We start from the raw sequence: 25,099 nt of genomic DNA, 5'->3' as shown, positions 1-25,099 counted from the left end.
GAGGTCGTAGATGGGTACAGGCTTATTCACGCAATTGAGACTTCCTGATTTTGGTTAATCAACACGCGTGAACTTGCAGGTAACTTGCGAATCATTATTATTACGTGAATAAAACTAGCATTAAAACAAGAACGAATGAAAAAATAAAACTTATAGAAACAAAAAACGACCCACCTTGGTCCGCATTGTTAAGAGGCGTGGTGGGTTCTGTTATAACTAGTATATAACCAAAGTGGAAAAAATCAAGCTGCATTCATTGAGTTTATTAGAAAGTAACTTCCAATTTGCAAAAGGAGCTGATTACAGATGGAGTATGAGAACAAAAACGATTCATCAAAAACAAATGTTCATGGGGACTCTGTAAAATGGGACACTCCTAAAGATGCCCACTCAAAGGACCAAGTATGGTTCTGGAGCGATCAATGGCAAACGGAGGAGCAGGAAGCGGAGCAAGATATCTTAAGTGGAAATGTCTCATCCTTTACTAATGTAAATGATTTATTCAAGGACTTGGATAAAAGAAATTAAGATACTACTGTCTGTCATTTAATCTTACCTTAATACTAAAGAAGTCTCGCTGTAGGCTTCTTTTTTTGATTTAACCTCCTCATCAACCTCAAAACCCAACCTTCCCATCCTCCACCCACTAAGTTACAATTAATGTTAATCAAAGCAATACATTTCCAAACAGGGGGCGGGAAAATGCTTTATAAAGCAACCATGCAAAGACATTTTATTTGGCTCCTCATTTTGCTAAATAGTACGTCTATCCCTCTTCGTCGTGGAATGGATGAACTCCTCGTTCTTCAACTCGTCGTCATTGCCTTTCTCCTGATGGCCTTGTTGATCACATTTGACTTGAAAATCAAAGAAAACTATCTTCAATATCAAATGAAATTTGTGAAATGGACCATCTATCAGAAAGAAATCGTTCCACATGAAATTCGCCAGATTACGTTCAGCCGAATGGGCTGGTTGAAGATGGGGGCTACGATTCGAGTGACAACAGGATGGACTGTGCGTATACACGATTTTTCTCCAGACACTGTGATGGTTGACTTGGTGGAATTTGTAGCAAAACATGCCATCGACACAGGGAAAACGAAAGATTTTTTGATGCTCCAAAGTCGCGCTCTTTGAAAGGAAGTTGTTCATGAAAATTCTATCTAAACTTGGCCGTGGCTACTTGATGGTCCTCGGCATACTTACGATTCTCGCTGGCATAGTGCTGATCTCCACAACCGTGTCCGATAATACCGCTTTAACCCTTGGGTACAAAGCCGTGGGACTCATTTTAGTTGCACTCGGCGCCTTTATTGGCTTCAACGACAAGATGAAAAAGAATAGGAAATAAGCATCTGGAGATGACAACATGCACATACATAACACCGCATCATATTTCTTAGAAAACTATGAGCCGACTGTCGAATTTTTGGAAAGCTACTACGCAAAGTTTCCCGAGCAATTTGAAGAATATTTTACCTATCATTTAGCCAATCCGGACGAGAAAAAGAAACTGGCACTCGCCAACTATCCGGAAGGGATGGCGTCGATTCAGGTAATCAGTGATAAGTTACCTGCTCGCGCCCGGGCTATTGTTGATAATTATGAAGAAAGCTATCATCACACATTTTTACAAGACGTCCATGTCATTGTGGGGGCGTATGGTTCGAATGCCTACACGCACCGTCAGATTGTGCCGGACATCACGTTTTGTATCGAGAAGCTCCAAGCAGATGACATAACAATCGACACGATCATTGCGCATGAATTTGGTCATGCCTTACACAATGCCTTATCGGACAAGGCGGGTATCGAGTGGTCCAAGGTTAACTGGACCGGACCTTATACAATGCTGCTGCAAGAAGGTGTCGCAACCTATCTATCGATGCAAGTCGTTGACGCACCGGAGTCTGTGTATTTCTCTTATCATCTAGAAGGCGACGAGTGGTTGGCGTTTGCTAAAGAACACGAAGCAGAGATTGCTGCGGCCTTTCTAAAAGATATCCACACGTTGTCCACAAACGAGCTATTTCACGAATGGTTTTCGATTCGCGGAGGAACGCGTTTTGGTCACACACGGTTTGCTTATTACCTAGGTTTTCGCATCGTGGAAACATTGATGGCGACGCGAGATGAAATAGCTGTGATTACGCTGTGGAAAGAAAATGAGTTTGAGAAGATGATAGAAGAAGCGCTTCAGGAGCTTGCTGGAGAGTAGAGAAAGTATTCTGGAGATGAGATGGGGGGACTTAGGGTGAAAAATGAACTAACACAGTATAAAGTAGTCAACTTTATTCTGGCTATGGCACTTATTGGTGTCTTTTTCTTTTATCAGTATCGAAGTCCAACAAATTCGCTTGAATTATATAGTTGGTTACTCGATGAGAAGAATAGGGCGACGATTGAAGATTCATTATTTGTTCCAACATCTGATGTAGCTATCGAAGATTTACGTGAAAATATGACCAAGATGAGTCCTCATCAAATCAATCAGTTTACCTTTATTGAGGCAAGTGGTGGGAAACCATCCCTCTTAATTGAAACATCTCCAGGACTCGAAACACTTAAAATTATTCGCGTTATTGAAGTGACGGACGAAGTAGAAGACTTTTTGAGAAGTGCGCGAGAATAATGAAAAATCAACCCCAGAGCTTACACCAAAACCAAGTATACTTGGTTTATGGAACAAGCCCTGGGGTTCAAATTTTATTTATGATGATTTTGAAACGTAAACGTCGTGTGCTCCGTCTATAGCGCACAAAGGGGAATGAGGTGAAGCCGTGTCTGAGGTAGATGAGAAGAGAGCGTTACTCGAGCAAGCCATGGAAGCGCATGGCGAGATGCTCACGCGACTAGCGATGACCTATGTGAAAAATAGAGAAGTCGCAGAAGATATTACACAAGATGTGTTCGTTAGAGCATTTGAAAAGATAGAAGATTACCGCGGGGATGCTACATTCAAAACCTATTTATGCAAGCTGACCATCAACAGGTGCCATGACCATTTCCGGAGTTGGCACTACAAGAATGCCCAAGTGATTGACTGGTGGGAGCGTCTTATGCAACCATCGCGCGACCTAGATGAACAAGTATCGAGTCGCGAGGAAGCGTCTGATCTCGGAAAAGCGATTCTGTCACTGCCGCTTCGCTACCGGGAAGTCATCGTCCTCTATTATTATCAACAATTTGACGTGCAAGAAGTGGCGAAACTTCTAGGTATCTCAGACAATACGGTGAAGACCCGCATGAAACGAGCACGGGAGAGGCTGAAGTACATGCTAGTAGAGGAGGGATTTGACCATGACCCAACCAATCAAAAAAGCTATTGATCAAGAACTAGGCGAAGACGCGCTGTTTCAAGAACGTCATAAACAAGCTATTCGAAATCGTCTACATGTAGCGAGCGCGCAACCGAAGAAACGTCGCCGTCAGTGGCATCTCATTCCTGCTGTGGTGTTGGTCATGATAGCTCTAGCAGCTTACGCGTTGATGCAGCTTCCTCCTGCAGAAGCCCCTGCGCAACCAGATGAGTTGGCAGACCCCACTACTCTTCCGGAAGTACCATTTGTGTCTCGGGATGAGGACGACTTCCTAATCGAATGGGGGTCCGACAATATGGATCTCGGGCGTCACGACTACATTACGATCAACAAAGCCCCTCTTGTTATAGAGCCGGATACGTCGACGTTACAGATAGGGGATGTGGTCTACTACACCGCACCACAAGTGGGAGAAAGTGCGCCGCTTATGAACATCGGTCGTATAGTAGCTTTGCCTGGTAGTACCGTGGAGATTCGAGACGGGCAAGTCTATGTCAATGATGAACAACTCAACGCTTTTTACGGCCAGGTCCGGAGTCTAGGCCTGACAGAAGAAGAGTATTTCGAGCGAGTGGATGCGGAAAATGTCAATGAAGAGTCGATGCGTGCCTACTTTGCGACTTCAATGGAAAAAGTGGCCATCCCGCCAGCTCATTTCTTCATTTTGACAGATATGTGGTGGCGAGGTTACGACAGCAAAGAGTTGGGTCCGATTCATGGGGAAGCTTTGATTGGAAAAGTGAAAGGCTATGCCAAGGAAGTGCCTCCGGTAGATGAAGACCGCTTACTGATACAAATAGGTTCAGGCGAACAGTATTACCTCAATGACCTCACGCTTGGCGACAAGAAAAAAGATGTCCTCCGCGTCCTGGGAAGCGAGTTTGAACAACGAATTCCTTCTTCAGGACAAGGAGAGATTCTCGTATATGGCAATCACAAAATCACTTTGTTTGATCACACGATTATTGAAATGACGCTGACTGTCAAACAAAATGAAGCCGACGAAATTTTCCCGGGTGGGCTAGGGCAGGGCCACTATTACCAATCGGCAGAAGGACGCGCTTACTATTCGGAAGCTTCCTCCCAAGCCTTAGTAGAAAATGATCTCGGTGATAATGTCGAACTGATCCTGAAGCGTGTGGGAGAGGAATTCTTAGAAGAAGGAAGTTTTGAGAAGGTAGTTGTTGAGTAAATGGAATTGATTAAACCCCTGGCTTACATCAAAACCAAGTAAACTTGGTTTATGGAACAAGCCCTGGGGTTCATTTGTTATTAGATCACCAGCAACCAAACCACTCCAAACACTATACCTGCAATGACGACGGCAAACAACCATGACAGAATCAACTGCTTGAATTTTTGATCGTCTTTTCGTGCTGCTTCACTATCGGCAATGACAGAAAATAGACTAGAGGACAATAGGGCATCCCAGAACCTCCAGGACTCTTTCTTCTTTTTCGTGCGTTTATGTGTACTCATCTGAATGCCTCCTTTTGATGAAGTATTCTTCCAATAGGGTGAAAAAACCTTTGTTTCCAATAAGTAAAAATAGAATGAAACATCTCTAAAACCAATCCGTCTACTTCCAAAAGGGGCGCTGACACATGAAACGTTGTATTTTACGGCTAAGCATTTTATCTATACTCATGCTACTATCTGCCTGCTCAAATGAGTTTACAACACCTACGACGACTCATTCCACTTCCAATCCTGATGCAGAGGAAGTCTTCCGTCTATATGAAAATCCGGATGTGATTCAGTGGGAAGGACTCGTATACGTGGCGGGAGTGGAATGGGTAGAAGAACTAGAACTAACACCAGAAGACGAGATCGGCAGGACGACGAAACAAACGAATGAGGCAGACGAATTTACGGATGGTGCAGCGAATCTGCTGCCATTAGGTACCCCACTTTATTCCGCTCAGGAAAGAGGAGATGTCCTTTTAGTTGAGAGCAATGGAGAGTGGGTGGCATATTTGGCTTTAGTGGAAGGATGAAATGGAAGATACAACCCCAGGGGTTCTACCAAAAGCCAAGTAAACTTGATAATGGAACAAGCCCTGGGGTTCATTAATTTTACCTCAACCATTCCAACCAGAAGGGTTGATCAAATTGTCCTTCAGATATCGGGAAGAACTGGCCGAGCGTGCCAAGGTGAGTGATCCCATATTCATCATGGACGAACGGAGTATACGTTGAGAATAAAAAGAAATTGTAGTGCTCAATCGTGACGTCTTCAGGTGTAGGTACACCTGCTACAGATTCACTATACTGGATAAAGTTTTCCATCTTAGGAATCGTCACTCCAAAAAGCAGAAGGAGAAATCCTATCCAGACGATGATTACTAGACGTTTATTCATTGAAAAGCCCTCCATTTATAACGAATTGAACTCTGCACAGCCTGGTGTTTATCATTGCTAGCATTTGTCTATCCTTGAACATCATTTTGCATAAAAGAGACGACATGTTGTGACGGGACCGATTCTAAGAAGCCCTCGTTAAAAGGAAATTGCTTGGTCTCCACGCGTCGCATGAGTTTACTGAGTTCTATGTATACGCGTTCAATTAGTTCTGGAGTGTATGAGTAACGTTTGCTGTTTTCAATAAATTCATCTTCATCGACAACAGTCCAGCCTTGATCAGGCCGTTTTACGTAATCGACATCGAAATCTACAAAGTGAATTTCATCGCCGATTCTCTGGCTAGGCTTGGCGATGTTGCAATAAGCAGATACAATTCTTCCTTGTTGAATATCTAAAGAAGCGGTAAACCACTCTGTTTTGGAGAAAATTTCAATTGCCGGTAGTTCGATTGTAAACGTTTGTCCCTTGGTGTAATGTTTTAACTGTCTTCCAGCTGCGCTAGAAACTACAAGGAAATCGTCCGTTTCCTGTAAAAGTGTAGTGGGCCATTCATAGTGTAGGTGGTTCGGATGTTTAAATGATTTAACGGTCAGTGTGGTGGTCATGCAATCATCCTTTACTGGATAATATGTTTAATTTAAGTGTATCATAAAGACTTGATTTTTCTTGTATTTTTTGGAAAGAGATGCTATTCTATTCTCACAAAAGCGATGACAAGGAAAGTACAAGCAGTGGAATCTTCAAGAGAGCTTCTGATGGTGGGAATGAAGCAGATGAGCTGATTGGAAAATGGCCTTTGAGCTGCGTACCGACTCCCAAGGGATAGGCTACGACGAGACGCGCACTCGTTACAACGGCAGCAGTATGCATACGTACTGGCAGAGGCACATGGTGTGAGCTATGTGTAAATTTAGGTGGTACCACGACTCGTTCGTCCTAATCGATTATTCGATTCGGGCGTTTTTTTATGCCCACAAGGAGGAAGGAAAATGGCTGTATTTATTGGAGGAGCATGGCCGTATGCGAACGGCTCACTGCACGTCGGACACGTGGCTGCACTCTTGCCAGGAGATGTGATTGCACAATATTTCCGTCAAAAAGGAGAAGAAGTACTGTATGTTTCAGGCAGTGATTGCAACGGCACACCAATCAGCATCCGGGCGAATCAAGAAGGAACTACGGTCAAGGCGATTGCTGACAAATATCACACCGAGTTCGACGAGACGTTTCGTCGACTTGGGTTCACATATGATCTTTATACGCGCACCGATGACGCCGATCACCACCGGTTCGTGCAAGAATTCTTCCTGCGTCTGTTGCGTAATGGGCACCTGTACAAAAAAACGATTGAGCAGGCGTATTGTGTGAACGATGCGCAATTTTTACCGGACCGTTTTGTGGAAGGGATTTGTCCGGTCTGCGGGGCACGCGCGCGAGGCGACCAGTGTGATACCTGTTCCACGATTTTAGATCCACTCGACTTGCTGGAGAAGCAATGTAAATTATGTGGGCAACCACCTGAAATCCGTGAGACGGAGCATTTTTACTTTGCTTTTCACACGTTTCAACAGGAACTCGAGAAACTGGTCAAAGACAAGAGTGAGCACGGGAAGTGGCGGGACAATGCCATTCAGCTCACCTCACGCTATCTACGCGAAGGGCTTCTTGACCGAGCAGTGACGCGGGACCTGCCAAACGGCGTGTCGGTTCCGGTAGAAGGGTTTGAAGACAAAAAGATTTATGTGTGGATTGAAGCGGTGGCGGGGTACTACACGGCAAGTCGCAAGTGGAGCGAAGCGACAGGTAAGCCGATTGAGCCATTTTGGAACCGTGACACGAAGAGTTATTACGTCCATGGAAAAGACAACATTCCGTTTCATACCGTCATCTGGCCAGCGATTCTTAGTGGGGCAGGGATAGAAGCTCCGCCTTACGCCATTGTGTCAAATGAGTACATGACGCTTGAAAAACGCAAAATTTCAACAAGCCAGAACTGGGCGGTGTGGGTGCCAGACCTTCTTGCAACCTACCACCCGGACAGCATCCGCTATTTTTTGACGATGAATGCTCCGGAAGCGAGAGATACCGACTTTTCCTGGCGCGAATTCATTTACAGCCATAATAGTGAGCTTCTCGGTGCTTACGGCAATCTCGTGAACCGGACGTTCAAGTTTCTTGTAAAGTCATTTGATGGGCAGGTTCCGGAAAGACCGATCGATTCAGGAATTCTTCAAGAAGTGAATCTTTTATATAAAAGTGTGGGGGTCGGGATTGAAGCGGCAGAACTGAAAAAATCACTCGAAACGATCTTTCAATTCGTCCGGACGATGAATCGCTATTTTGATGAAAGACAGCCCTGGGTTGCCGTGAAAAGTAATGGACCTCATGCTGAAGAAACACTAGCGACCTGTGTATTTGCTATTCAAAATTTGGCTCAGCTTTTAAAACCCTTCCTGCCGTTCAGCTCATCAGGGATTGAAGACATGACAGGGATTCGTTATGATGCATGGGAAACAATTGAGACGCTACCTAAAACTTTACGTAATGTCACACCACTGTTTGAGCGAATTGAGCTGGAGCGTATTGAGGACGAGGTTTCGAAGTTGAAAGGAGAATAAGTGAACCCCTGGGGTTGAGAGTGGACAGACCGTGCGTATCCTTCGCACCGCCAACCCATGCAAACTATACTATAACGCAAGAACCTCCTATTCGCGTTAGCAACTAGGAGGTTCTTTTTAGTGATGATGGTGAGCGTGCGCATCGATAACCACTTCCGCACGGCATAGAATAGAGTCTTCCTGTTCCGGACGAGAGGTTTGCAACTGAATCGTGACGTGGTGAATATTGAGATGCAATAAGTCATGTTCCAGCTCACAAAGCACTTCCTCACTTTCCGAGATGGTCATCTCGGTTGCCACCACTGCATGGCAGGACAGTGCATTGAGTCCACTGGTGATCGTCCAGATATGAAGGTCATGAATGCTCGTGATTGACGGGTGTTTCTGCAGAACAGCAAGGATCTCGTCCATCACAACATTGCTTGGCGTTCCTTCCATTAGAACGTGCACACTCGATTTCACAACATAGTAACCACTGCGTAGCACTAAAGCGGCTACGATCACACTTGCAAGTGGGTCTGCCCATCCGAAATCAAAGAAAATGATAAGAAGTGCAGCGATAATGGCACCAACTGAACCGAGTAGGTCGCTCAATACGTGGAGGTAAGCCCCGCGCATATTCAAGTTTTCTTTCACGTCCGCCCCACGCATCATGATCCATGCAACAAGTATATTTACAAGTAAACCGATGACAGCAATCCATAACATGCCAACAGAAGCCACTTCCGGTGGATTTTGAAAACGGTCAATGGCTTCGTAAAAAATATAGAGGGCGATGAGCACCAAAGTGACGCCGTTCACCACCGCGGCTAAAATCTCAAAACGCTTATAGCCGTAAGTCTTGCTATAGTCCGCTGCTTTTTCACCCAGCGTAAAGGCGATGAGCGCGATGCCCAGCGAGATGGAATCACTGAGCATATGGCCTGCATCAGAAAGCAGCGCTAGACTGTTCGTAAGAAAGCCACCAATCGCCTCGACGACCATGTAGCTCGTGATAATGATAAAACTGATCCATAGTATCTTTTTATTGGCTCCGTGGCTATGCGAATGGTTGTGTGCCATACAAAGTCCTCCTTAATGATGGGCCGCGTGATCTATGGCTTGGCGAAGTAGGGCCATGACGTGACCGTCGTCTTCTGAGTAGAAGAGCGTGGTACCTGACCTGCGAAATTTCACTAGCCGCAAGTTCTTGAGGAACCGGAGTTGGTGCGAGACGCTCGACTGCGTAAGATTTAAGGTTTCCGCAATCTCATTGACCGAATGCTCCCCTGAACATAGCAGATGCAGGATGCGGATGCGGGTCGGATCGCCAAGTGCTTTAAAGGTCTGGGAGACTATGAAAAGAGTTTCTTCATCGAGTCCGTTGTGTAGATGTGCCATGAGTCCACCTCAATCTTATATATGATTATATGTTCACATATAGATTAACGTTCCTTCAATCCGTTGTCAAATGGACATAAAGGTTTCACGGTTTTGTTACAGTATACCCATCCGCCCTATGATAAAATAAGTTCAATTAGCCGAAATGGAGGAAATTCAGATGAAGACAAATCAAAAAATCATTCTTGCGACACTCGCTATAGCCGTAGTCATCGTAGGAATTGTTCTATATATGAACCGTGACACCGGAACGACGGTAGCGGACGTACCACAAGAGTCTGAACGCGTGTATCCGCCAGTAGAGGGGCAGCCGATGTTAGGTGACGTAGAGGCCCCTGTGCAGATCGTGGAGTTCGGCGATTACAAATGCCCATCATGTAAGCAGTGGGGTGAGACGGTCTATCCTCAACTCGTGGAAGAGTTCATTGACACAGGAAAAGCGAACTTGAGCTATATCAATGTGCTATTTCACGGGGAAGAGTCAGTGATTGCATCCCTTGCGTCTGAATCCGTATTCGAGCAAGATCCGGAGAATTTCTGGGCATTCAATAAAGCCGTCTACGACGCACAGCCTGCAGCCCAACAGCATGATGAGCCGTGGGTGACCATCGATAAAATGGTTGAAATTGTGGAAGCAACAGCGCCTGGCGTCGATATCGAGAAGATGAAGACGGATATGACGACACAAGAATCAGCTATTGTTCAAGCTGTTGGTCGTGATGCGGAACTCGTTGAGGAGTTTGGCGTTCCGTTTACACCGACGATTTATGTGAATGGGGTGTTTTTAGAGGATCCGTTTGACTATGAATTGATTGCAAAGTTGATTGAGGAAGGACAGGCGGGCAATGACTAACCAGAAACCTCGTTCGTTTATCGAGAGCTATGCTCTGTATTTCGCGTGGGTAATTGCTTTAGTTGCGACGCTTGGCAGTCTATATTTTAGTGAGATTCGGGAGTTTGTGCCGTGTCAGTTGTGCTGGATTCAGCGCATCTTTATGTATCCTTTAACGATTTTACTTGGCATCGCAGCCTTCACAAACGATGTCCGGATGCGTCTGTACATCTTGCCGCTGACGTTGATTGGTGGAGCGATTTCGCTGTATCACTATCTGGTGCAGAAGGTGCCGGGTTTCGCGGACATTAAACCATGTGTCCAGGGCGTTCCGTGTAACATCCAGTACATCAACTGGTTTGGGTTTGTCACCATCCCGTTTTTGGCATTAACCGCATTTACGCTGATCAACATTTTATTGATTGTTCTGCATGTGAAACTTAAGCGTGCGAAGTAAATAAAGAATAGGACGTCCATCCGCTTGCGGGTGGGCGTTTTTGGGTGGCGTGGAAGTGCTCGAGGTTGGTGAGCGGGCGTTCATGCTACAGCGAGAGCATTTCACGTAACAAAACTCTGCTTTGTCGTGACAAAATGGAGCTTTCATCTACCAGAGAATCCGATTTGTCAGTCAAACTCGTATTATGGAAACGAAACACCCGGACTCCTCTAAAACCTTAGCGTCCCAAGCCCTTGCTAGAAAGATCTGCCCCACTTCCAAAGAAGTCTGTCAGCTTCATAAATATCGTGTTACACTTAGAGTAACCATTGTTTTCAATAATACCCTTGAAAAGGGAACTATTGGACATTGCAATCGTAAAGTAAGTAAGAATCAAACTAAGGGGGAAATTTATATGTCAAAGAAAACCACGCTTTACTTTTTCGCCGGTTTTCTAGTCGCAGCCGTCATCATTCCATTTCTTCGTGCAGCAGGCGTACCTGGATTTGACGCAGCACTGACTACTATTTTTGGTCCTGATAACACATTAGGTTCTATCGTTGTAATCGTCCTGCTCGTCGCCCTTGTCGCTGGTATTTATCTATACTCTAAGAAGCAACGTGTGACGAAATAAATTCTTATATCTACAACTAAATACAAGATGCAAAAAACCAGTCTCTCAACGGCTGGTTTTCTGCTTTTCTCTAAACTTTTCAAGAACCTCAGGTAACTCCCCAAACTGATCAATCACCACATCGGCCATTGCCAGTTCTTCCTCCTGCGCAAAATCAAAGCGGACACCAACTGCTGTAAGCTCGTTATCTTTAGCAGCCCGGATATCAGATGAACGGTCGCCGATAACGAAACCTACCGTATGATGGTGGTCATCGAGTACCCGGCGCGCGAGCTCGGTTTTGTTTCCGGATGCGATGAGGTCAATGCTGTAGGTCTGTTTGACGTAGCGGTCTAGTTCGTAATGGTTCACAATGGCTTGTAAGTACGCTGTTTGTCCATTGCTTGCTATGTAGATCGGGTAGGTTTCCGAGAGAACTGCGAGAGTCGGTAATACGTCATCATACAGCTGACCACTGCCTTCTTCAATCAATTCAATCAACGCTTGCTGAAAATAAGCATTGCTCTCTTCATGCACTTCCGGGGGATGCTCGGAGCAGAGAGTTTGCCAGACGATCGGAAGCGGGACACCCATGATGTCACGGTAGGTATCAATTGGGGTGGGGCCATCCCATAAGTTTTGTTGTCGTAAAGAAGTAAACGTCCTCTCTAGAGCGGGCTCTAAAATGAGGTCGGTGCGGAATAGGGTGCCGTCCATATCAAAAATTAACGCGTGGGTCATTAAAATTCTCCTCTCGGTGTATGGTACGTAAGACGTTCGCATGCGGTAATTGGATGCACAATACAGTATACTGAAGAAAATGAACGAAAACGAGGTGAGGGCGATGAAAGCCCTAGTGATTGGAGCTACGGGAGCTACAGGAAGAGATTTGGTGGACCTATTACTTGAAGATGGAACGTTCGAGGAAGTGCATATTTTTGTTCGCCGCGAACTTCCACTCCGGCACAAAAAGCTTCAAACACACATCATTGACTTTGATCGGCCGCAGCACTGGTACCGATTGGTGACAGGCGACGTTCTCTTTTCCTGCTTAGGAACAACCATCAAAGCAGCGGGTACAAAAGAAGCGCAGTGGAAAGTCGACTACGACTATCAGTATCAATTTACCGAAGCAGCACGTACGAATGGGGTTCCAACCTACGTGCTTGTTTCTTCCACAGGGGCCTCATCAACGTCGCGTGTCTTCTATTCCCGGATGAAGGGTGAGCTCGAAGTCGCTGTAAAGAAACTTGAATTTCCGTCCCTCACGATTTTGCAGCCACCGATTCTCGACCGGAAAGACAGTGACCGGATAGGAGAGAAAGTTGGGCTCAAAGTCATCACGGTACTTAACAAAGTAGGCCTGCTGAAGTCGCAGCGACCTCTTCCGACACGTGAACTTGCGCAGGTCATGATTCGTCAAGCCAAAGAAAAACCGCCAGGCACGCATGTGCTTAGCGGGAAGAATGTACGTATCTGAACCATGACCCTGGGGAGTTCCTCGGGGTCTTCTTCATTACAGAAAAATTAACAGGTCGATTGCTAACAGCCCCATCCCGATTGCCCCAGAGATCAAACCGACCTTTGTCTTGCCCGCACGTTCTGGATCGACTTCCACCCATGAATTGTCTCGTGGCAGATGAATATCTGTCCAAGCTCCTAAGCAATATCCAGAAATGGAAATGCCAATCAGTCCGGTTACTACGAAAAACATGACCATGTCGCCAACGACTCTCCGTCTTTTCTACTTCTACGGAGAAGAGTGACGAGATGTTTCAATCTTTGACAACAAGCCCTATTAAACTCGCAAACTGAATGGCTTGATGAGGAGATACTTCGCACCCACGTAAGTCATCCATTGAGACTTTCATCGTGTCGAATGAACATGTGCTCAAATCCAAACCTTTCAATTTCGTATCTTCAAACGAGGCCTCGTTCAGCTGACAGCGTTCAAGTGCAACATGCTTAAACTCGCAATTATAAAAATAGGCAAATGATAAGTCACAATCAATGAATGCATGATTCTCCATCTTACAATCCCCAAACAGGGCATACGGAAGCATCGACTGTTCCCAGTGCACGTTTTTTAGCGTCGCGTCACTAAAGTCAATCCCGGTCAGCTTGCAATTGATAAATTCGACGCGGTGAAGTGCCGCATCTTTCAAGGTTACATTGGACAAGTCACAGTTTTCGAACCGGACATCGCTCCAGTCCGCTTTGATAAATTCGCTTTCGGTAAACGTGCAATTCGTAAAAACCACATTCGAAATCCGTAGTCGTGGATGATGCGCTTCGATGATCTCTTCATCTTTCAAAGATACATTCAAAATTTCCGGATCCTCATCAATCGGAATAGCACGTAACTTGGTCTCGAGGAGGGACTTGCTGAGTCGTGGGCGTTCGATTTCCATCACAATCACCTATCTTTTTTTCTTAGCGTAGCATATTCACATAAAAACGGGTAGAAAACAATTATCTTTAATTCAAGATAAAATGAGTGTATACTAATTCTATCAAATAGATGAGGTTAAGAAAGAGGAGGATATAGATGAAGAAAAAAACAGCAGGCATCCATCACATCACAGCTATCGTCGGGCATCCACAAGAAAATGTCGACTTCTATGCAGGTGTACTCGGACTGCGTCTCGTGAAACAGACAGTCAATTTTGATGATCCGGGCACGTACCATTTGTACTTCGGTAACGGGGGAGGACAACCCGGAACCATCATCACTTTCTTCCCGTGGGTTGGTGCGTATCAAGGGCAAATCGGCGACGGACAGGTCGGTGTTACAAGCTACGCAATTCCGGTTGGGTCCATGCCGTTCTGGGTGAACCGCTTAGCGAGCCACTCGATTCTGTTCAAAAAAGCCATGCGCTTTGGTGAGCAAGTGCTCCAGTTTGATGATCCGCACGGATTGCACCTAGAGCTTGTCGAGCGCGAGGGTGGAGACGTGAATTCCTGGACTTCCGGGGGTGTCACACCGGACGTGGCCATCAAAGGCTTCGCGGGAGCGACACTTTTCTCTACACAACCACAAGCAACCATCCGGACGTTAACGGAGGTCATGGGGCTTACACAAGTTGCGGAAGAAGGCGATTATGTACGGTTCGCTTCCTCGGCTTCAATTGGAAACACGGTTGACGTGAAAATGGTCACGGGCGTTGTCGGAACGATGGGTGTTGGCACCGTGCACCATATTGCGTGGCGCGCAACAGATGACGAAGACCATTCGGAATGGCAGGAACATGTGGCGAGCCTTGGAGAACAAGTAACCGAAATCAAAGACCGCCAGTATTTTAATGCAATCTACTTCCGCGAAGCAGGCGACATCTTGTTTGAAATTGCAACGGACCCACCTGGATTTGCACATGATGAGTCGCTCGAGACGATGGGGGAACAACTGATGTTACCCGCGCAATATGAACAGTCCCGGTCACGCATTGAAGACCGCTTGATTCCGATTACTGTACCAAAAGGTGAATAGGAGGCTATCTAAATGAAATCGATTGATCCAACGACACAAACAGAACGTGAAAACTATAAGCTACTCATTGGCACGGTCATTCCCCGCCCCATTGCATTTGTGACCACGGATTCAGGTGATGGGGTCATCAACGGAGCCCCATTCAGCTACTTCAACATTGTATCGTCGAATCCACCAATGGTGTCGTTGGCTATCCAGCGTCCGGATTCCGGTCATAAAGATACCGCCCGTAACATCTATCAGACGAAAGAATTCGTGGTGCATATTGTCGACGCCGACAACGTGACCCAAGTGAATGAAGCAGCCGCCTCTCTTCCCCCGGACGCGAGTGAGATTGAGCTAGCGAACATGACACTTGTTGACAGTGAAGTGGTCCATGTACCGGGAGTGAAAGAAGCGAAAGTGCGCATGGAATGTGTGCTAGAGCAAGCCGTACCACTTGGTGAAGAAGGAGCAGGGAGCGACCTGTTCATCGGCAAAGTCGTCCGCTTCCATATCGACAACAGTATCTACGAAAACGGCCGCATCGATCCGCGTGGGTTAGGGGCTGTAAGCCGTCTAGCCGGCACCAACTATGCACACATCGGTGACATCTTTTCAATGGACCGCCCGAAGTGACCAACCAACCTATCTTTTCTTCAGGACTAGCTGAGAGGAAGATAGGTTTTTTGTTGGCACGGTACGGGGGACGGTACGGGGGACGGTACGGGGGACGGTCGTTCCTACTCGGCGACCCACGGTCCGACCGTGTCGCGGCCCCACCCACCGTCCTACTCGGCAACCCACGGTCCGACCGTGTCGCGGCCCCACCCACCGTCCTACTCGGCAACCCAGGGTCCGACCGTGTCGCGGCCCCACCCGTCGTCCTACTCGGCGACCCAGGGTCCGACCGTGTCGCGGCCCTACCCACCGTCCTACTCGGCAACCCAGGGTCCGACTGTGTCGCGGCCCCACCCGTCGTCCTACTCGGCAACCCAGGGTCCGACCGTGTCGCGGCCCCACCCGCCGTCCTGCTCGGCAACCCAGGGTCCGACCGTGTCGCGGCCCCACCCACCGTCCTACTCGGCGACCCACGGTTAGACCGTGTCGCGAACCGTCGGAACAAAAAGAAGTTGTAAATAATAAATTTATTACTTGACGATATTTAGTTATTATAATACATTAGGTTACGTAAAGTAAGTTGAACTGTAAGACAGGAGGGATAACATCATACCGGAGCAACCATCGTACTTTGAAATCGGAATCTATTCATTAGGTGATATCGGGCCTAATCCGATAACGGGGACCACAACTTCCGCACCAGAACGATTGCAACAACTTCTCGATATGGCGAAGTGGACGGACGAGGCGGGACTTGATGTGTTTGGTGTCGGAGAACACCATCGCTCAGACTATGTGACTTCCTCGCCTGCAGTCGTCCTCGCTGCCATTGCGCGCGAGACGGAGAACATTCGTTTGATCAGTACGACGTCCGTTCTAAGCACATTGGATCCCATTCGGCTCTATCAAGACTTTGCGACGCTCGACTTGTTGTCACATGGTCGTGCCGAGATTATCGCCGGACGCGGTGCCTTTACCGAGTCGTTTCCGCTGTTCGGCTATCAACTTGCGGATTATGATGCGCTTTTCGAAGAACACTTTACATTGCTTCAAAAAGTGAATGCGGAAGATCGAGTCAGCTGGAATGGGCATTTCCGCAAGTCGTTTCCAGAAATGGAGATTGCACCTCGCGCCCTTCAAAAGGAAATTCCTCTTTGGGTCGGAGTAGGCGGGACACCAGAAAGTGCAGTGCGCGCCGGTACGTTTGGAGCAGGAGTGACACTGGTTCTGCTTGGCGGCATGCCGGAACGATTTGCACCGCTTGCCAACTTGTATCGCCGCGCATTTGAAGAAGCGGGCCATGACAAGAAGCAACAAAAGGTGGCAATTGCCGGTCATGCGTTCTTAGCACCGAACGCGAAACAAGCGCGTGATGAGTTTTTCCCGTATCACGCGAACTACTGGCAGTACGTAAATCGTCAACGAGGGTATTCATCTCGGATGACTAGACAAGATTTTGATCAAATGGCGCACCCTGACACGGCTCTCTTTGTCGGCAGTCCGGATGAGATTGTGGAAAAAATCCACAGACAATATGAGCTGTTTGGCCACACGCGCTTCTTAGCGCAAGTCGATATTGGCGGACAACCGTCAGACACTATACAACGTTCCATCGAACTTTTAGGGACACACGTTGCCCCGAAAGTCCGGAAGTTGATTCATTTTAGAGAGTAGGGATAAATTATGGGTTTCTTCGGAAGACTATTTGGAAACAACACATCACAACCACAACCTGAGGAGGAAAAAGAAATGTTGAAAATTGGTATTATTTTAGGGTCGACTCGTGAAGGACGTGTAAGTCCACAAGTAGGAACTTGGGTACAAGAAATCGCAAACAAACGCGGAGACGCAGCGTACGAAATCGTCGATATCGCAGAGTACAAGTTACCACTTTTAGGTGAAGCGGGCGGGGACGCTTCAGGCGCAGCGGCTTGGTCCGAAAAAATCGGTTCACTCGACGGATTTGTCTTTATCGTGCAAGAGTACAACCACTCCATTACAGGGGCTTTAAAAAATGCAATCGATTACCTTCGTCCGGAATGGAACAACAAAGCAGCTGGTATCGTTTCGTATGGTTCTGTTGGCGGAGCGCGTGCAACAGAACACCTTCGCGGAATCTTGGGCGAACTGTTAATTGCAGACGTACGTGTGCACCCTGCACTCTCCCTGTTCACTGATTTCGAAAATGGCACAGACTTCAAACCAGCTGTACATCAAAACCAGTCCGTAAATGAGATGTTGGATCAAGTCATTTCATGGTCGACAGCTTTAAAAACGATTCGATAATTAAAAAAGACCTATCTTTTCTCAGTTTGTGTGCTGAGTGAAAGATAGGTTTTATTTTGTCATCGGTACGAGAAAGAAGCGTGCAAATTCAAGCGACAACAAAACTCTTACCCGATAGAAAGAGGGGGTTGTAAGATAATGAAACAACTTAATCTAATGTATCTAATTTCTCTCTTATATAATTCGCCCGTGCTTCAATAAAATCCAGTATATACTCAGGTTCCTCATCAAATAAATGGATATCGTCTTTTTTATAAGGATCTTTTTGAATATAAGGCCTTATTAAATCATGCATCCCTTGTATTTTGGGTTTCAAATAGTCTACATTAAATTTGTTGTTTAAAATATCTACTAGCAAGTTTTTGTATTGACGTCGAAATGTTTTCACGTCGAGAATCCTTGCGGTTAGCGTATTAAATCCTTCGATTCGTAAATAGTCTTCCCTCATTACTCTCCCGTTTACATCCCTTCCCCATGTTGCATCGTAATCCCACGGGATGACTTCGAATAGTCTCGTTTCGCTATTCTGGTATAGTGCGTAATTATGAACAAAACCATCAAAATTCTGGGTGAAAACAACGCCAGCCAACCAGCGGAGATACTGATCAACATGGATGTAGTTCACAATTTTATTTTCAAATTCAATTTTTGAAATGGTATTAATTTCAACAATCATTTTTTGTAAAAATAATTCATCTTGTACTGTCCCATATTTTAGTTCATAGCCAAGGTTAAGTGATTTCTTTACATCTTTATCAAGATCACTCATCAACGAAAAGTTAGCATCGCCATCAATCGCATAGAATATGGGTCCTTGAGGTAGTTGTCGATTCGCAAGGAAATGCTCATCCACAGATTCTAATTCTAAATAAAGCCCCTCATTTTTCCCATTCAATTTCATATATACAAATTGGGACTTTGGCGATAAGCACCCTATTTCACTGAAAAAATCTAGTGATAATTTATTTCTTAATTGAGAAGGATCTTTATATTCTGCGTTGATATGAATTTCTTTGGCTTTTCTATAGGTACTTGGCTTATAAAACGAAATGTGATACGACTTCTTTCGAAAATCCCGGATATGGGACCCACGATAGGCGATATCAATATCATACTTTCTTTTGTTAATCGTTAGCTTGGCAGGGATAGGATCGTCATCCCAAATATCTTTACGAAGTTCACTTAAATCTAAAGGTTGAATAAAAAGCTGATATTCAGGTATTTTCATGCTGTTATCCATGCAAATTCTTCCCTTTCATTAGTAAATTATTCGTATGAAATAAAAAAGTAAGATGCCACAAAAGGACACAGAATTATAATTTACTTTAGAAAACTATGCGATTGTCTCTAACATCATTAGTACATCCTCATATATTACGTTAAGGGAAAGAAGAATGTAACAGTACTGTTAGATTCTTTTGAAAAAGGAATACTCATCTATCTTCTTTCTCTAATGAAGATGAAAGGAGGTTTAAATATGTCATTTATACAGAATGCAGTAGATCTGGCTAACAATGCAGGGTTAGGTCACTTCATGCATCAGGATCCTGTTAGTAATGAACGATGTACGAGCAGGGTACGTCGAACTTCTCGAAACAACAGATGCTCATGCAACGTACGTCGAACTTCTCGAAACAAACGACACACGAGCAACGTACGTCGAACTTCACGAAACCAACGACGCACGAGCAGGGTACGTCGAACTTCGCGGAACCACCGACGTACGAGCCGGGTACGTCGAACTTCACGTAACCACCGACGCGCGGGCAGGGTACGTCGAACTTCGCGGAATCACCGACGCACGGGCAGTAACTCTTTTTGGGAGGACTTGTTATTTTAAAAAAACTCTCTTGCGTTTTTCACTTCCAGAAGTGTCTGTCCCTTTATGTTCTTCAATGGACTGTATACGGTTAACTAGTTCTTACTAGTTAACTTTTTTTGATTATTAACAATAAACGTGGAAAAAACGTTGCTTGTAGCATTCTATGTAGGTTTTTTTATGCCAATTCTGGCCATTGTATTTTGTTTAAATCTCGTATCCATCATAAAAGAAATTCATGCGGGAGAACCGACGCGTGTACATACATATTGGCTAACTGTCTCATTTATGGCTATTACGTGGTCGATTGCTTTACGAAATTTATGTTTTGTATACTAATAAGTGAGCCCTGTTAAAAAATACTAAAACACAAAAAGAGGTGAACATCATGTGGGAAACACAACTAGTAGAAACCGAACGAGGCACATTTGAATATTTTACATATGGGGAAGGGGAACCGATGGCGGTCACCCATCACTACAGCGAATACAATGCGAACGGAAATACGTTTGCACGCGCACTGGCAGAACAGTACAAAGTGTATTTAATCAATTTGCGAGGTGCGGGAAATTCGGCAAAAGCAGAGAATGAGGAAGAATACAGTATGGAAGAGACTGTGAAAGACTTGGATGCTATACGAGAGGCACTTGGGTATGACAAATGGGGCTTTGCAGGTCACTCGACAGGTGGCATGCTGGCACTTGTTTACGCCCTTGCCTTTCCAGACTCATTAACGAAAATCATTGTCGGTGGAGCCGCTGCTTCGAAAGCGTACGGGGAACATCCGGACTGTATTTACAGTACCAGTAACGAAAACTATGACCGAATTGTCTATATCATGGACCAACTCAGTCGACCGGAAACACTCCGCGAAGAGCGTCAGAAACTCGGATACGAATGGGCATTAATGTCCTACCATTCTGAAGAGAATTTGAAGCGATCGATGACGAAACCGAATAGCGGGAAGACTTGTGGACCGCGACTCGATTATTTCCGCCAAGTCGAATACCCGAAATTTGATCTCACTTCGGAGCTTTCTTCTATTCAAGTGCCAGCTTACGTATACACTGGAAAATACGATAACCAGTGCCCGTTGGTATTTGGAGAAGAGATTGCCGAAGGTATTCCGAATTCTGAGTTCTGGCTGTTCGAAGAGAGCAACCATTTCCCGTACTCGGAAGAAGAGGGCCGATTTAGTGAGTTTGTGGAGGCGACAGTTCGTTGACAAAATTCTATATTGCGTCTAGTCTTTCAAATCGGAAGATGGTTTCACAGATAAGCTCGCACTTGAAGAATCAAGGCTGGCATCATACCTATGACTGGACATTAAATGCGCAGCCTACAACTATAGAAGAATTGCGCACGATTGGTAAGGGCGAATTTGAGGCCGTGAAGGCTTCCGATATCGTGATTGCTGTATTGCCCGGCGGCAAAGGCACACACATTGAAATCGGGATTGCCATGGCAAGTTCTATTCCTGTCATTATCTACTCAGAGACACCAAAAGTGTTTGAATTAGAAAACCTAAGTTCGTTCTACTTAGTAGAGGGCGTGACATGTTTTACAGGAAATCAGGATGAATTACTAGAATTTGTGAAGCGGTAAAAAATGTATAAAAAGCCTCCTATCATCTACAGTTTAGTAGGGATAGGAGGTTTTAATGTATGGTCTACGTAACCCCAGGGATTGTTCCTTAGAAACAAGTTCACTTGTTTATGGTATAACCCCTGGGGTTCATAAGCCATCCTTATAGTGGTAACAATTCTACTTTATCTCGAGATTCAAGATCTTTGACCATGGCATGCCAGTCTGCTGGTTTTTCAGTCAAGATGGCATAGTACATCTTCAAGAAATCTGCAATTTCTGCTCCAGTTAGAGAAGTTGTCTCTTGAAGTGGCAAGAAGCAGAAGTCAAGCTCAGTCACTGCATTGCCTTCATTCGTCCAAGAAGGGTGAACATACGAAAAATCGAGTCGTTTGAAGCCAAGGTGTGCCAGTACTTCGCGGCGCACAAATGGGTTCATGGCTTGCAAGCCACCAAATTCGTGACGTTCTGCGCGGTATGGATCATAGATTTCAGCAAAGACACCTTTTAGATCAATGCCGTGTTCAGCAGAGAGCTGTTGTAAATCTTCGTTGCGTTTTTTCGCAAGGAATGGGCCGACGCCGATGCCTTCTTTGCCGATTAACGTAAAGTCAGTCATCGATAGTTTGCGATCTGCATAGAAACGGTATTCCGTAGCGCCGACTACTTCGTCACCTTCTACTGCGACAAACATGCGAATAGTTGGGTCTTGAAGGGGACCTTCCCAAAGCGCATACTCGAGCACTTCTTCAGCTGGAAAAACGTCTTGCATCAATTGGTGCATTTTCGCGAAAAGAGGGTCTTGAATACTTGTGATTTGTACATATTCCATTGTTCTTCACTCCTTGGATGTGTGTATTATCACCCCAGGGGTTGTTTCATAATAACAAGTAAACTTGTTACTTGTACAACCCCTGGGGTTAAAAAATAATTAAACTCTAAACACGTACTTCGAAGTCTGCTACATGCCATTCCGTCGTAGGTATCGTTTCCGTTTCGGCTTTTCCTAGGTCTGGGTACAAGTCGAAGCGACGGTCGCGCCACGTTGTAACGGAACCATGTTCACGCACTTCGTAAAGTAACGAAAGGTCGAGGTCCGCTGTGATGACCATGTCGTTGTTGATTTCGCCTTTAACCAAGATGCCGTCTTGTGGGAACGGTACATCATTTGGTGTAATGACCGCAGCTTGACCGAAGTTTCCACGCATGAAGTCCACGGTTGGCAGTGAACCGATAGTACCTGTTGTGACTACATATACTTGGTTTTCGATCGTCCGGGCGTGGCTTGTGTAGCGCACACGGTTGAATCCGTGACGGTCATCTGTGCACGAAGGAGAGAAAATGACGTCTGCTCCCATGCCGCGCGCCATCCGAACCAATTCCGGAAACTCGATATCATAACAGGTGATCATCGCAATTTTGCCTTTCGGTGTCTCAAAGATGCGGAGTGACTCGCCTGGCGTAATGCCCCAATCTGTGACTTCGGTTGGAGTGAGGTGCAGCTTCGCTTGCTCTCCGATATGCCCGTCCGGAGAGAAGAGGTGAGCGACGTTATACAACTTGTCGCCTTTTTGCACCACATGGGTACCACCGATAATATACACACCATACTCTACGGCTAAACCTGAAAACAACTCACGGTATGCATCGGTATAAAGTGCCAGGTTTTGAATCGGTTGGCCTTGGCCAGAATCAGAAATGGACAACAACTGAGTTGTCACAAATTCCGGGAATAATATGAACTCTGTATTGAACTCAGCTGCTGTTTTGACGTAGTGCGTCACTTGATCAGCAAACTGTTGGAAGTTTTGAATCGTATGCAAATGATATTGTACAGCAGAAACGCGAAGTCTCATGGTGAAAAACCCCCTCGTGAAAGTGTTTCGCACTAAAAGCGCAATGAGAATAGAATATCATATTCAGCCGGAAAGTAAATCAAATAAACTTGAAATTTATAAGACATTTTTACAAGCTTTCGTTATGCTAGATACAAAACGAAAAGAGGAGGAATCGGATATGAAGTTGGATGACGTCATGAAGGAACTCGAAGCTCTTGGGACAGAACGGACGAAGAAGTTATATATTGGGAACGGGGCACGCGAGCCATTATTTGGTGTCGCCACAGGAGCGATGAAACCGATGAAAAAAGTGATCAAACGTGACCAGGCACTTGCTGAGGAATTGTATGCGACAGGAAATTACGATGCGATGTACTTCGCAGGTGTCATTGCTGATCCGGACGCAATGACAGCTAGTGACTTTGATCGCTGGATGGATGATGCCTACTTTTATATGCTGTCAGATTATGTAGTGGCCGTCACACTCTCGGAATCCCCGATTGCTCAGGAAGTGGCAGATCGATGGATTGAAAGTGGAGAGGAACTCAAACGTTCTGCGGGATGGAGTACGTATTGTTGGCTACTTGGGAACCGAAAAGACGCTGAGTTTGATGTGGAGAAAATGAGTCGACTTCTCGATGTGGTGGCGATGACCATTCATTCCGCACCGCCTCGCGCACAGTCTTCCATGAACAACTTTATCTACACCGTCGCGATTTCCTACATTCCGCTTCATGAAAAGGCAATTGAAGTCGCACAAGAAATTGGCAAGATTGAGATAGAACGACCAAGAAAGAAACCCGCCGTCTTGGACGCTACAGCTTCTATTGAAAAGTGGCTGAGTCGTGGGAAACTTGGATTCAAACGAAAATACGTACGTTGTTAAAGGGAGATAGCAATGAAGGGTCTACTGCAAACCATCCAAAGTTTATCAGAAGAGCAAGCAAAAGAAGCCTTACTTCACCTCATGCAGATGGGGTTTGAAAAGGACGTTGTTCATAGTGCACTGGAAGAAGCGCTCCAAGGTGTTCACAAGAAACCTCGAAATCCTCATTCTGCCACCTCAGTTCATCTCGTTTCTGGACAGATGGCTACAATCTCCCTTCGTTATGCGTTTCCGGAGGAGCTTGTGATTGGCATCGAGGACAATTTGAGCATCGGTCCATTGGAGAGTTTAACAGAATCATCGGGAAGAATTGTTCGTAAAACGTGGCTTAGTGAACGACTAGTCGAGGAAAATCACTACTGGACGTACGAAGAAAAGTGGCAGGAAATCGTTGATACCATTCGACAGATTCCTGCACACCTTCCTGTCTATGTCTGGGCGGCTGAGCATGCAGGCGAACAGCTCGGCATGCGCCTCCTTCTCACACTACTTGAACAGCACTCAAATGATATCTATATCATTCCATCAACCCAAGTCTATCGTGAATTTTTTGATTCGGAAAATCGTCATACGCTCGATATCCATACGGCTGAAATGTCTCGGGAGCAGCTTCAACAAATAGCGAATCGTCCAGGCTATATGCCTTTGACTCCGGAAGAGAAACGGCACTTGATTGAAAAGTGGAGAGCACAATCGAATACGTCTTGCATGGTGCGCGTGTACGAAGATGGAAACATTCAGGAATTTGATGAAGATATGTTAGATGACATGATTTTGCGAGTGGTAGAAGAGCAGAGTATGAACGGGGAGTTTGTGAAGGCCCCTAGAATTGTAGGGGAAGTTTACGGGAGATATGCGAATCAACTGGGCGATGCATTTGTAGAATACCGCTTACTTCAATTACTTACGTCCGGAAAATTGGAAATGCAGGGCACACCAAAAGAGATGCGACTATATAGCGTTCGCAAGAAGTAAAAAGTTTTGGGTGAAATGGAAATAAATGAAACTTCATTTCTTCTGTTTCGTATACATA

At 45.6% G+C, this 25,099-nt stretch carries 33 protein-coding genes, 1 pseudogene and 1 other annotated feature; of the genes and pseudogenes, 23 read left to right on the top strand and 11 right to left on the bottom strand.

Annotated elements, in window-relative coordinates:
- The first annotated feature begins 306 nt into the window (after positions 1–306).
- From ACFO0S_RS08340 to lepB, 7 genes are all read left to right on the top strand, one after another.
- Positions 307–528, top strand: coding sequence for a hypothetical protein (locus ACFO0S_RS08340; RefSeq protein ID WP_378141368.1), 222 nt, complete (start codon positions 307–309; stop codon positions 526–528).
- 174 nt (positions 529–702) lie between these two features.
- On the top strand, positions 703–1,140 hold the full coding sequence (locus ACFO0S_RS08335; protein WP_378141366.1) for a hypothetical protein: 438 nt from the start codon (positions 703–705) through the stop codon (positions 1,138–1,140).
- Positions 1,141–1,153: 13 nt separating this feature from the next.
- Positions 1,154–1,354, top strand: coding sequence for a hypothetical protein (locus ACFO0S_RS08330; protein ID WP_378141365.1), 201 nt, complete (start codon positions 1,154–1,156; stop codon positions 1,352–1,354).
- A gap of 18 nt (positions 1,355–1,372) precedes the next feature.
- A complete protein-coding gene (locus ACFO0S_RS08325; RefSeq protein WP_378141363.1) occupies positions 1,373–2,221 on the top strand; it encodes a DUF2268 domain-containing putative Zn-dependent protease in 849 nt (282 codons plus the stop codon).
- A 36-nt stretch (positions 2,222–2,257) separates the two neighbouring features.
- Complete coding sequence (locus ACFO0S_RS08320) at positions 2,258–2,635, top strand: hypothetical protein (protein WP_378141361.1); 378 nt, start codon at positions 2,258–2,260, stop codon at positions 2,633–2,635.
- Between the two features lie 148 nt (positions 2,636–2,783).
- Positions 2,784–3,332 carry a sigma-70 family RNA polymerase sigma factor gene (locus tag ACFO0S_RS08315; RefSeq protein WP_378141360.1) on the top strand — a complete coding sequence of 183 codons (549 nt, stop codon included), beginning with the start codon at positions 2,784–2,786 and terminating at the stop codon, positions 3,330–3,332.
- Entirely contained in the window at positions 3,304–4,515 is a 1,212-nt protein-coding gene (gene lepB / locus ACFO0S_RS08310; protein ID WP_378141358.1) for a signal peptidase I, read from the top strand. The genes ACFO0S_RS08315 and lepB overlap by 29 nt, the downstream gene beginning before the upstream one ends.
- 80 nt (positions 4,516–4,595) lie before the next feature.
- Here lepB and ACFO0S_RS08305 read toward each other — a convergent pair whose 3' ends face one another.
- The gene (locus tag ACFO0S_RS08305) at positions 4,596–4,802 is read right to left on the bottom strand and encodes a hypothetical protein (RefSeq protein WP_378141357.1); all 207 of its coding nucleotides are present in this window, start codon (positions 4,800–4,802) and stop codon (positions 4,596–4,598) included.
- 125 nt (positions 4,803–4,927) lie between these two features.
- Here ACFO0S_RS08305 and ACFO0S_RS08300 point away from each other — a divergent pair, with 125 nt between their 5' ends.
- Complete coding sequence (locus tag ACFO0S_RS08300; RefSeq protein ID WP_378141355.1) at positions 4,928–5,320, top strand: hypothetical protein; 393 nt, start codon at positions 4,928–4,930, stop codon at positions 5,318–5,320.
- Positions 5,321–5,399: 79 nt separating this feature from the next.
- Here the strand turns inward: ACFO0S_RS08300 and ACFO0S_RS08295 are convergent, their stop codons facing one another.
- Together ACFO0S_RS08295 and ACFO0S_RS08290 are read right to left on the bottom strand one after the other, a co-directional pair.
- Positions 5,400–5,684 (bottom strand): hypothetical protein, encoded by a 285-nt coding sequence (locus ACFO0S_RS08295; protein ID WP_378141354.1) that lies wholly within the window; start codon positions 5,682–5,684, stop codon positions 5,400–5,402.
- Between the two features lie 68 nt (positions 5,685–5,752).
- The gene (locus tag ACFO0S_RS08290; RefSeq protein WP_378141353.1) at positions 5,753–6,292 is read right to left on the bottom strand and encodes a DUF402 domain-containing protein; all 540 of its coding nucleotides are present in this window, start codon (positions 6,290–6,292) and stop codon (positions 5,753–5,755) included.
- A 96-nt stretch (positions 6,293–6,388) separates the two neighbouring features.
- Positions 6,389–6,629: a binding site (T-box leader), on the top strand.
- A gap of 47 nt (positions 6,630–6,676) precedes the next feature.
- Here ACFO0S_RS08290 and metG point away from each other — a divergent pair.
- Positions 6,677–8,305 carry a methionine--tRNA ligase gene (metG, locus tag ACFO0S_RS08285; protein WP_378141351.1) on the top strand — a complete coding sequence of 543 codons (1,629 nt, stop codon included), beginning with the start codon at positions 6,677–6,679 and terminating at the stop codon, positions 8,303–8,305.
- A 117-nt stretch (positions 8,306–8,422) separates the two neighbouring features.
- Here metG and ACFO0S_RS08280 read toward each other — a convergent pair whose 3' ends face one another.
- Positions 8,423–9,367, bottom strand: coding sequence for a cation diffusion facilitator family transporter (locus ACFO0S_RS08280; RefSeq protein ID WP_378141350.1), 945 nt, complete (start codon positions 9,365–9,367; stop codon positions 8,423–8,425).
- Between the two features lie 12 nt (positions 9,368–9,379).
- Positions 9,380–9,685, bottom strand: a complete 306-nt coding sequence (locus ACFO0S_RS08275) for an ArsR/SmtB family transcription factor (protein ID WP_378141349.1) — start codon at positions 9,683–9,685, stop codon at positions 9,380–9,382.
- A gap of 160 nt (positions 9,686–9,845) precedes the next feature.
- On the opposite strand from ACFO0S_RS08275, the gene ACFO0S_RS08270 reads away from it, so the two are divergent.
- From ACFO0S_RS08270 to ACFO0S_RS08260, 3 genes are all read left to right on the top strand, one after another.
- Positions 9,846–10,538, top strand: coding sequence for a thioredoxin domain-containing protein (locus ACFO0S_RS08270; protein WP_378141348.1), 693 nt, complete (start codon positions 9,846–9,848; stop codon positions 10,536–10,538).
- Positions 10,531–10,974 (top strand): disulfide oxidoreductase, encoded by a 444-nt coding sequence (locus ACFO0S_RS08265; protein ID WP_378141347.1) that lies wholly within the window; start codon positions 10,531–10,533, stop codon positions 10,972–10,974. The genes ACFO0S_RS08270 and ACFO0S_RS08265 overlap by 8 nt, the downstream gene beginning before the upstream one ends.
- Positions 10,975–11,368: 394 nt before the next feature.
- Entirely contained in the window at positions 11,369–11,587 is a 219-nt protein-coding gene (locus ACFO0S_RS08260; RefSeq protein ID WP_378141346.1) for a hypothetical protein, read from the top strand.
- Positions 11,588–11,632: 45 nt separating this feature from the next.
- Here the strand turns inward: ACFO0S_RS08260 and ACFO0S_RS08255 are convergent, their stop codons facing one another.
- Positions 11,633–12,307, bottom strand: coding sequence for an HAD family hydrolase (locus ACFO0S_RS08255; protein WP_378141345.1), 675 nt, complete (start codon positions 12,305–12,307; stop codon positions 11,633–11,635).
- A gap of 103 nt (positions 12,308–12,410) precedes the next feature.
- Here ACFO0S_RS08255 and ACFO0S_RS08250 point away from each other — a divergent pair, with 103 nt between their 5' ends.
- Complete coding sequence (locus ACFO0S_RS08250; protein ID WP_378141344.1) at positions 12,411–13,046, top strand: NAD(P)H-binding protein; 636 nt, start codon at positions 12,411–12,413, stop codon at positions 13,044–13,046.
- Positions 13,047–13,082: 36 nt separating this feature from the next.
- Here the strand turns inward: ACFO0S_RS08250 and ACFO0S_RS08245 are convergent, their stop codons facing one another.
- Positions 13,083–13,280, bottom strand: a complete 198-nt coding sequence (locus ACFO0S_RS08245) for a hypothetical protein (protein ID WP_378141341.1) — start codon at positions 13,278–13,280, stop codon at positions 13,083–13,085.
- 61 nt (positions 13,281–13,341) lie between these two features.
- On the bottom strand, positions 13,342–13,977 hold the full coding sequence (locus ACFO0S_RS08240) for a pentapeptide repeat-containing protein (RefSeq protein ID WP_378141340.1): 636 nt from the start codon (positions 13,975–13,977) through the stop codon (positions 13,342–13,344).
- A gap of 137 nt (positions 13,978–14,114) precedes the next feature.
- On the opposite strand from ACFO0S_RS08240, the gene ACFO0S_RS08235 reads away from it, so the two are divergent.
- The 4 genes from ACFO0S_RS08235 to ACFO0S_RS08215 all read left to right on the top strand — a co-directional run bounded on the left by ACFO0S_RS08235 (position 14,115) and on the right by ACFO0S_RS08215 (position 17,939).
- Positions 14,115–15,053, top strand: coding sequence for a ring-cleaving dioxygenase (locus tag ACFO0S_RS08235; RefSeq protein WP_378141339.1), 939 nt, complete (start codon positions 14,115–14,117; stop codon positions 15,051–15,053).
- Positions 15,054–15,065: 12 nt separating this feature from the next.
- The gene (locus tag ACFO0S_RS08230; protein WP_378141338.1) at positions 15,066–15,671 is read left to right on the top strand and encodes a flavin reductase family protein; all 606 of its coding nucleotides are present in this window, start codon (positions 15,066–15,068) and stop codon (positions 15,669–15,671) included.
- Between the two features lie 588 nt (positions 15,672–16,259).
- Positions 16,260–17,327, top strand: coding sequence for an LLM class flavin-dependent oxidoreductase (locus ACFO0S_RS08220; RefSeq protein WP_378141374.1), 1,068 nt, complete (start codon positions 16,260–16,262; stop codon positions 17,325–17,327).
- A gap of 9 nt (positions 17,328–17,336) precedes the next feature.
- Positions 17,337–17,939 (top strand): NADPH-dependent FMN reductase, encoded by a 603-nt coding sequence (locus tag ACFO0S_RS08215; RefSeq protein WP_378141337.1) that lies wholly within the window; start codon positions 17,337–17,339, stop codon positions 17,937–17,939.
- Between the two features lie 148 nt (positions 17,940–18,087).
- Here ACFO0S_RS08215 and ACFO0S_RS08210 read toward each other — a convergent pair whose 3' ends face one another.
- Positions 18,088–19,179, bottom strand: a complete 1,092-nt coding sequence (locus tag ACFO0S_RS08210; protein ID WP_378141336.1) for a CotH kinase family protein — start codon at positions 19,177–19,179, stop codon at positions 18,088–18,090.
- Positions 19,180–19,392: 213 nt separating this feature from the next.
- Between ACFO0S_RS08210 and ACFO0S_RS08205 the strand changes: the two are divergent.
- From ACFO0S_RS08205 to ACFO0S_RS08190, 4 genes and pseudogenes are all read left to right on the top strand, one after another.
- Positions 19,393–19,485, top strand: a pseudogene (locus ACFO0S_RS08205) (CotG/ExsB N-terminal domain-containing protein); the annotation flags it as partial.
- A 10-nt stretch (positions 19,486–19,495) separates the two neighbouring features.
- A complete protein-coding gene (locus ACFO0S_RS08200; RefSeq protein WP_378141375.1) occupies positions 19,496–19,867 on the top strand; it encodes a hypothetical protein in 372 nt (123 codons plus the stop codon).
- Between the two features lie 279 nt (positions 19,868–20,146).
- Positions 20,147–20,983, top strand: coding sequence for an alpha/beta fold hydrolase (locus ACFO0S_RS08195; RefSeq protein WP_378141335.1), 837 nt, complete (start codon positions 20,147–20,149; stop codon positions 20,981–20,983).
- Positions 20,980–21,363 carry a nucleoside 2-deoxyribosyltransferase gene (locus ACFO0S_RS08190; protein WP_378141334.1) on the top strand — a complete coding sequence of 128 codons (384 nt, stop codon included), beginning with the start codon at positions 20,980–20,982 and terminating at the stop codon, positions 21,361–21,363. Before ACFO0S_RS08195 ends, ACFO0S_RS08190 begins: the two co-directional genes overlap by 4 nt.
- Positions 21,364–21,505: 142 nt before the next feature.
- Here ACFO0S_RS08190 and ACFO0S_RS08185 read toward each other — a convergent pair whose 3' ends face one another.
- Positions 21,506–22,174: a GNAT family N-acetyltransferase gene (locus tag ACFO0S_RS08185; RefSeq protein ID WP_378141333.1), complete on the bottom strand. Its 669-nt coding sequence runs from the start codon at positions 22,172–22,174 to the stop codon at positions 21,506–21,508.
- Positions 22,175–22,280: 106 nt separating this feature from the next.
- Complete coding sequence (locus tag ACFO0S_RS08180; protein WP_378141331.1) at positions 22,281–23,198, bottom strand: carbon-nitrogen hydrolase family protein; 918 nt, start codon at positions 23,196–23,198, stop codon at positions 22,281–22,283.
- A 160-nt stretch (positions 23,199–23,358) separates the two neighbouring features.
- On the opposite strand from ACFO0S_RS08180, the gene ACFO0S_RS08175 reads away from it, so the two are divergent.
- The gene (locus tag ACFO0S_RS08175; RefSeq protein WP_378141330.1) at positions 23,359–24,066 is read left to right on the top strand and encodes a DNA alkylation repair protein; all 708 of its coding nucleotides are present in this window, start codon (positions 23,359–23,361) and stop codon (positions 24,064–24,066) included.
- A gap of 12 nt (positions 24,067–24,078) precedes the next feature.
- A complete protein-coding gene (locus ACFO0S_RS08170) occupies positions 24,079–25,041 on the top strand; it encodes a DUF1835 domain-containing protein (RefSeq protein WP_378141329.1) in 963 nt (320 codons plus the stop codon).
- Positions 25,042–25,099: the final 58 nt, after the last annotated feature.

The organism is Chryseomicrobium palamuruense (genome assembly GCF_042649045.1).
GTDB lineage: Bacteria > Bacillota > Bacilli > Bacillales_A > Planococcaceae > Chryseomicrobium > Chryseomicrobium palamuruense.
The sequence above is the reverse complement of the archived record's forward strand: the minus strand, read 5'-3'. Positions and strand labels throughout refer to the sequence as shown.

Excerpts from the sequence above, each read along its gene's own strand:
- ACFO0S_RS08280 (WP_378141350.1), bottom strand. The coding sequence starts at position 9,367 with ATGGCACACAACCATTCGCATAGCCACGGAGCCAATAAAAAGATACTA.
- ACFO0S_RS08275 (WP_378141349.1), bottom strand. The coding sequence starts at position 9,685 with ATGGCACATCTACACAACGGACTCGATGAAGAAACTCTTTTCATAGTC.
- ACFO0S_RS08255 (WP_378141345.1), bottom strand. The coding sequence starts at position 12,307 with ATGACCCACGCGTTAATTTTTGATATGGACGGCACCCTATTCCGCACC.
- ACFO0S_RS08290 (WP_378141353.1), bottom strand. The coding sequence starts at position 6,292 with ATGACCACCACACTGACCGTTAAATCATTTAAACATCCGAACCACCTA.
- ACFO0S_RS08265 (WP_378141347.1), top strand. The coding sequence starts at position 10,531 with ATGACTAACCAGAAACCTCGTTCGTTTATCGAGAGCTATGCTCTGTAT.
- ACFO0S_RS08240 (WP_378141340.1), bottom strand. The coding sequence starts at position 13,977 with ATGGAAATCGAACGCCCACGACTCAGCAAGTCCCTCCTCGAGACCAAG.
- ACFO0S_RS08245 (WP_378141341.1), bottom strand. The coding sequence starts at position 13,280 with ATGTTTTTCGTAGTAACCGGACTGATTGGCATTTCCATTTCTGGATAT.
- ACFO0S_RS08270 (WP_378141348.1), top strand. The coding sequence starts at position 9,846 with ATGAAGACAAATCAAAAAATCATTCTTGCGACACTCGCTATAGCCGTA.
- ACFO0S_RS08335 (WP_378141366.1), top strand. The coding sequence starts at position 703 with ATGCTTTATAAAGCAACCATGCAAAGACATTTTATTTGGCTCCTCATT.
- ACFO0S_RS08305 (WP_378141357.1), bottom strand. The coding sequence starts at position 4,802 with ATGAGTACACATAAACGCACGAAAAAGAAGAAAGAGTCCTGGAGGTTC.
- metG (WP_378141351.1), top strand. The coding sequence starts at position 6,677 with ATGGCTGTATTTATTGGAGGAGCATGGCCGTATGCGAACGGCTCACTG.
- ACFO0S_RS08300 (WP_378141355.1), top strand. The coding sequence starts at position 4,928 with ATGAAACGTTGTATTTTACGGCTAAGCATTTTATCTATACTCATGCTA.
- ACFO0S_RS08230 (WP_378141338.1), top strand. The coding sequence starts at position 15,066 with ATGAAATCGATTGATCCAACGACACAAACAGAACGTGAAAACTATAAG.
- ACFO0S_RS08170 (WP_378141329.1), top strand. The coding sequence starts at position 24,079 with ATGAAGGGTCTACTGCAAACCATCCAAAGTTTATCAGAAGAGCAAGCA.
- ACFO0S_RS08325 (WP_378141363.1), top strand. The coding sequence starts at position 1,373 with ATGCACATACATAACACCGCATCATATTTCTTAGAAAACTATGAGCCG.
- ACFO0S_RS08330 (WP_378141365.1), top strand. The coding sequence starts at position 1,154 with ATGAAAATTCTATCTAAACTTGGCCGTGGCTACTTGATGGTCCTCGGC.
- ACFO0S_RS08175 (WP_378141330.1), top strand. The coding sequence starts at position 23,359 with ATGAAGTTGGATGACGTCATGAAGGAACTCGAAGCTCTTGGGACAGAA.
- ACFO0S_RS08250 (WP_378141344.1), top strand. The coding sequence starts at position 12,411 with ATGAAAGCCCTAGTGATTGGAGCTACGGGAGCTACAGGAAGAGATTTG.
- ACFO0S_RS08260 (WP_378141346.1), top strand. The coding sequence starts at position 11,369 with ATGTCAAAGAAAACCACGCTTTACTTTTTCGCCGGTTTTCTAGTCGCA.
- ACFO0S_RS08185 (WP_378141333.1), bottom strand. The coding sequence starts at position 22,174 with ATGGAATATGTACAAATCACAAGTATTCAAGACCCTCTTTTCGCGAAA.
- ACFO0S_RS08200 (WP_378141375.1), top strand. The coding sequence starts at position 19,496 with ATGAACGATGTACGAGCAGGGTACGTCGAACTTCTCGAAACAACAGAT.
- ACFO0S_RS08210 (WP_378141336.1), bottom strand. The coding sequence starts at position 19,179 with ATGGATAACAGCATGAAAATACCTGAATATCAGCTTTTTATTCAACCT.
- ACFO0S_RS08235 (WP_378141339.1), top strand. The coding sequence starts at position 14,115 with ATGAAGAAAAAAACAGCAGGCATCCATCACATCACAGCTATCGTCGGG.
- lepB (WP_378141358.1), top strand. The coding sequence starts at position 3,304 with ATGACCCAACCAATCAAAAAAGCTATTGATCAAGAACTAGGCGAAGAC.
- ACFO0S_RS08340 (WP_378141368.1), top strand. The coding sequence starts at position 307 with ATGGAGTATGAGAACAAAAACGATTCATCAAAAACAAATGTTCATGGG.
- ACFO0S_RS08195 (WP_378141335.1), top strand. The coding sequence starts at position 20,147 with ATGTGGGAAACACAACTAGTAGAAACCGAACGAGGCACATTTGAATAT.
- ACFO0S_RS08215 (WP_378141337.1), top strand. The coding sequence starts at position 17,337 with ATGGGTTTCTTCGGAAGACTATTTGGAAACAACACATCACAACCACAA.
- ACFO0S_RS08180 (WP_378141331.1), bottom strand. The coding sequence starts at position 23,198 with ATGAGACTTCGCGTTTCTGCTGTACAATATCATTTGCATACGATTCAA.
- ACFO0S_RS08295 (WP_378141354.1), bottom strand. The coding sequence starts at position 5,684 with ATGAATAAACGTCTAGTAATCATCGTCTGGATAGGATTTCTCCTTCTG.